The 4,510-nt window shown below is 59.8% G+C and carries 5 protein-coding genes, 1 tRNA gene and 1 pseudogene; 6 read left to right on the forward strand and 1 reads right to left on the reverse strand.

Annotated features, from left to right (window positions below; translation table 11 throughout):
• Positions 1-939 (forward strand): DNA polymerase IV (locus tag ABJP42_RS03790; protein ID WP_348338550.1); only part of this gene is annotated, 939 nt, incomplete at its 5' end.
• 15 nt (positions 940-954) lie between these two features.
• On the opposite strand, the gene ABJP42_RS03795 is transcribed toward ABJP42_RS03790, so the two are convergent.
• A complete protein-coding gene (locus ABJP42_RS03795; RefSeq protein WP_348338551.1) occupies positions 955-1,815 on the reverse strand; it encodes an N-formylglutamate amidohydrolase in 861 nt (286 codons plus the stop codon).
• Positions 1,816-1,972: 157 nt separating this feature from the next.
• On the opposite strand from ABJP42_RS03795, the gene ABJP42_RS03800 reads away from it, so the two are divergent.
• From ABJP42_RS03800 to ABJP42_RS03820, 5 genes and pseudogenes are all read left to right on the forward strand, one after another.
• Positions 1,973-2,047: transfer RNA gene (locus ABJP42_RS03800), tRNA-Val, on the forward strand.
• Between the two features lie 80 nt (positions 2,048-2,127).
• Entirely contained in the window at positions 2,128-2,253 is a 126-nt protein-coding gene (gene ykgO, locus ABJP42_RS03805; RefSeq protein ID WP_008205324.1) for a type B 50S ribosomal protein L36, read from the forward strand.
• A gap of 254 nt (positions 2,254-2,507) precedes the next feature.
• A complete protein-coding gene (locus tag ABJP42_RS03810) occupies positions 2,508-3,524 on the forward strand; it encodes an extracellular solute-binding protein (RefSeq protein ID WP_348338552.1) in 1,017 nt (338 codons plus the stop codon).
• A 128-nt stretch (positions 3,525-3,652) separates the two neighbouring features.
• Positions 3,653-4,201: a helix-turn-helix domain-containing protein gene (locus tag ABJP42_RS03815; protein WP_348338553.1), complete on the forward strand. Its 549-nt coding sequence runs from the start codon at positions 3,653-3,655 to the stop codon at positions 4,199-4,201.
• A pseudogene (locus tag ABJP42_RS03820) lies at positions 4,198-4,510 on the forward strand (GNAT family N-acetyltransferase); the annotation flags it as partial. The gene ABJP42_RS03815 and the pseudogene ABJP42_RS03820, both read left to right, overlap by 4 nt.

Consider the following 4,510-nt stretch of genomic DNA (forward strand, 5'->3'; position numbering starts at 1 on the left):
CGCATGTCCGCCTATGTCGAAGTCAGCCGGGCGGTGCGGGCGATGATGGATGAGCTGACCCCGGAGGTGGAGCCGCTGTCACTGGATGAGGCCTTTATGGATCTGTCCGGCACCCAGAAACTGCATGGCCGCCCGCCGGCTGTCATGCTGGCGCGGCTGGTCAAACGCATGAAGGATGAGCTGGGTATCACCGGCTCCATTGGTCTTAGCCACAATAAATTCCTGGCCAAGGTAGCCTCTGATCTCGACAAGCCGCGCGGTTTTTCGGTGATCGGCAAGGCGGAGACCGCCGCCTTCCTGCGGGAAAAACCCGTGCGCCTGATCTGGGGTATCGGCCCGGCGGCGCAGGCCTCGCTGGAGAAGGCGGGCATTCGCACTTTTGCCGACCTGCTGCGCTGGGACCGACAAGACCTGAGCGCCCGGTTTGGCGGCACCGGCGAGCGGCTTTGGCATCTGGCCCGCGGCGAGGACCGCCGCCGGGTTTCCGCCAATGCACCAGTGAAATCGATCTCCAAAGAAACCACTTTCATGGAGGATACTGCCAATCTCGAGGTGCTGGACGGGCATCTTTGGCGTCTTGCGGAACAGGTGGCAGACCGGGCCAAGGCCAAATCCATGGCAGGGCGGGTGGTGACCCTGAAACTCAAACGCGCCAATCATTCGGCGCTGACCCGGCGAACCTCGCTGCATAGCCCAACCCAGCTGGCGGATGTGATCTATCGCCAATCACGGGCGCTGCTCGACCAAGTTGGAGACCAGGGGGCCTACCGATTGCTGGGCTGTGGCATTTCGGATTTGGTGCCTGAAGAACAGGCCGATACCAGTGGCGATCTGCTGGACCCGATGGCCGGCAAACGGGCCCAGGCCGAGCGGGCCACCGATGCCATTCGCAAACGCTACGGAGATAGCGCCATCCTGAAAGGCCGCGCCCTGCGCTGAGGCAGCAATCTGGTGCTATTCAGCAGCCAGCGGCATCTCGTCCTGTGCGAATTGATTGATCTCGGCGATCACTTGGCCGATCAGCAGTTTGAAAGCGGTAAAATCGGCGTTCGGGCGTACCGATGCCTCATCCATATAGAGCGAGCGATCGATTTCCACCTGCACCGCATGTTGCCCCCGGGACGGGCGTCCGTAGGTTTGGGTGATATAGGCCCCGGCAAAGGGTGCATTGCGCACCACCCGCAGACCCGCCGCGACAAAGGCAGCCTCGACCCGGTCCATAATCTCTGCCCCCGCCGAAGATCCAAAACGATCCCCCAGCACCACTTCGGGGGTGACCCCCTTGCGCGCAGGCATGGTGGTGACCGCCTCATGCGGCATAGAGTGGCAATCGATCAGAATGGCTTGACCAAATTTTCCATGCGCTTGGCGCAACAGCCCCTGCAACGCAGTATGATAGGGGTGCCAGATCTGCGCGATCCGCCGATCCGCCTCCTGCCTTGGCAGTTTGCCCCGGTATATCGCTCGCCCATTGGCCACGACGCGTGGGATGACCCCAAGCCCCGAAGCCACCCGCGGGTTCTGCCCCCGGCGCAACACACCTTCGATCAAGGCCGGGTCCAGCTCTTCGGTGGCTCGGTTGAGGTCGAGATAGGCGCGGGGTTTCACCGCCGTCAGCAAAGGCGCGCCGAATCGCGGCGCATCGGCAAACAGCTGATCCACAAAGGCATCCTCGGAGCTGCGAATCTGTCGCCGATCCAGAATCGTGGCTTGCAAAAAGGCAGAATCGTAGTCAGATCCGCTATGTGGAGAGGCAAAAACCACGGGCGAGGTCAGCTCGACCGGCGAAATAACGGAATATGCGCGCTTTGACATAGGTGCTTCTGCCCTTGGTTTCTGGAAATCACCTTAGAGCGAAAATTCTAGCTTCAAAAGCTCTTGCGCCCTCTCGCGACTCTGATTATAGACCCCTTCACCGGCGCGGTTCTCCGCGTCCCATTTATTTTGGGGCAAGAGATCGCAAGGGTTTCATGGGCGCTTAGCTCAGCGGTAGAGCACTTCGTTGACATCGAAGGGGTCACAAGTTCGAACCTTGTAGTGCCCACCATGAATTCACTGTTCTGGCCTCAGGGTCGGAACGCCCGCAAACCCAGGCGCTGGTTCGCGCCGCAGAACAGGAGAATGACTATGAAAGTCAAGAACTCGCTCCGCTCGCTCAAGAACCGGCACCGTGATTGCCGCATTGTGCGTCGCAAGGGCCGCGTCTACGTGATCAACAAGACACAGCCGCGCTTTAAAGCACGCCAGGGCTGAGACTAAGATCTCGCTCTAATCGGAAGAACCGCATCCCCGGATGCGGTTTTTTTGTGTTTGGACACGGCCTTTTTGCCGGGAAGTCCCCATCCCTCGATTCGCTCCCCGATCCTGAACACAGGGACACTCGCAATGGGCTTACCGTAAAAATTTTCTGATGGTTTTTGTCAGTTTCTGTTTCCCTTCTACTCGTTTTTCTATAATTGACAAAATTAGTCTGAATTTTACACGTCACTTCCTAGATCGGAATCGTTATGTTGAAAGCTACCACCATCCTGGCAGGCACCCTTGCCGCCACCATCGCAACCTCGGCTGCTGCCGAAGGTGAGCTGAACCTCTATTCTTCGCGTCACTACGATACCGACGAGCGTCTCTATTCGGATTTCGAAGAGGCCACCGGCATCACCATCAACCGGATCGAAGGCAAGGCCGACGAGCTGATTGCCCGGATGTCGGCTGAAGGTGCCAACTCCCCCGCCGACATCCTGCTGACCGTCGACACCTCCCGTCTGGCCCGTGCCAAAGACGCTGGCCTGTTGCAGGCCGTCGACAGCGAAGTGCTGGAAGCCAAGGTTCCCGGCTATATCCAGGACACTGACAACCAGTGGTTTGGCTTCTCGCAGCGCGCCCGGATCATCTTCTTTGACAAGAACGATGTGGCAAACCCACCACGCACCTATCTGGATCTGGCCGATCCTGCCTACAAAGGTAAGGTCTGCATCCGCTCCTCGACCAATACCTACAACCAGACCCTGCTGGCTTCGATCGTGACACACCACGGCGCCGAAGTGGCCGCCGACTGGGCCAAGGGCGTTGTCGCCAATATGGCGCGCGCACCTCAGGGCGGTGATACCGACCAGCTACGTGGCATCGTGTCCGGCGAATGCGAAATCGCCGTTGGCAACAGCTATTACTTTGCCCGCTCGATCCGCAAAAACGTCAAGGGCCTGTCTGACAGCCGCGACATGATCGGCTGGGTCTTCCCCTCGCAGGACGCGGAAGGCGCGCATATGAACCTCTCCGGTGGTGGCGTTGCAGCCCATGCCCCAAACCGCGACAACGCGGTGAAATTCCTGGAGTACCTCGCCTCCGAACAGGCGCAGCAGTATTTCTCGGCTGGCAACGATGAATACCCCGGCGTTCCCGGTGTTGCCCTGGCCCCCAGCATTGCCGCTCTGGGTCACTTCAAACCCGACGATGTGAGCCTGGCCGAAGTTGCCAAGAACATCCCTGAAGCCCAGAAAATCTTCAACGAAGCTGGCTGGGAATAAGTCGGGAGACACTCCCGTCTGAAAGACCAAAAATCAGGCACCCGGATCAGGTTTTCCTGCTCCGGGTTTCTTTTCGCTTGCGCGAATCTCAAATATGGGAAATTTTCTCACCATATACAGGAGACCCCATGGACGATTTCACCACCCGGCTGGCCAAGCGCCTGGCGACACTCAGACAAGACAAAGGCTGGTCGCTGGATCAGCTGGCCGAAGTCAGCGGCCTAAGCCGGGCGACGCTGTCGCGACTGGAGAAGGCGGAGGTCAGTCCGACGGCTGAAAGCCTCGGCCAGCTCTGTTCCGCCTATTCCCTGCAGATGTCCCGCCTGATGATGCAGGTGGAGGAGACCCATGCCCCGCTGGTGCCAAGGGATCAGCAGCCGCTTTGGCATGACCCGGCCACCGGGTTTGAACGGCGGCAGCTCTCGCCGCCTGCGCCCACCCTGTCAGGGGAGATCATTGAGGGGCATCTGCCCGCCAATCAGCAGATCTCTTACGACAGTCCCTCGCGCCCGGGGCTAGAGCATCACCTGATCCTGCAAGAGGGCAACCTGTCCCTCAGCCTGTCTGAACAAAGCTACGACCTGCGCCCCGGTGATTGCCTGCGTTATCACCTCAAAGGACGCTCTCAATTCACTGCCGGTGCCGAGGGCGCCCGCTATATTCTGGTGCTGATATGACCCTAGAAATCCGCAAGATCCCCGCCGCCGAACTGGAAGGGCAGCGCAGTGCATTAGCAGAGATCCTTTGGGCTTGCGTCCAGAACGGTGCCAGCGTCGGCTTTGTCCTGCCTTTTCCCCGGCAAGCGGCTGCCGATTTCTGGCAGACCCGTGTGTTCCCTGCGGTCGAACGCGCGGACACCCTGTTGTTTGGCGCTTTTCTGGACGGGAAACTGCAAGGCACCGCTCAGCTCGGCATCTCACTGCCGCCGAACCAACCGCACCGGGCGGATGTGGGCAAACTGCTGGTCCACCCCGAAACCCGTCGCG

This window comes from Pseudophaeobacter sp. (assembly GCF_039971195.1).
In the GTDB taxonomy this organism is placed as follows: Bacteria; Pseudomonadota; Alphaproteobacteria; order Rhodobacterales; family Rhodobacteraceae; genus Pseudophaeobacter.

Bases quoted from the DNA above. Each gene is read 5' to 3' on its own strand.
- ABJP42_RS03795 (WP_348338551.1), bottom strand. From the start codon at position 1,815: ATGTCAAAGCGCGCATATTCCGTTATTTCGCCGGTCGAGCTGACCTCG.
- ykgO (WP_008205324.1), top strand. From the start codon at position 2,128: ATGAAAGTCAAGAACTCGCTCCGCTCGCTCAAGAACCGGCACCGTGAT.
- ABJP42_RS03810 (WP_348338552.1), top strand. From the start codon at position 2,508: ATGTTGAAAGCTACCACCATCCTGGCAGGCACCCTTGCCGCCACCATC.
- ABJP42_RS03815 (WP_348338553.1), top strand. From the start codon at position 3,653: ATGGACGATTTCACCACCCGGCTGGCCAAGCGCCTGGCGACACTCAGA.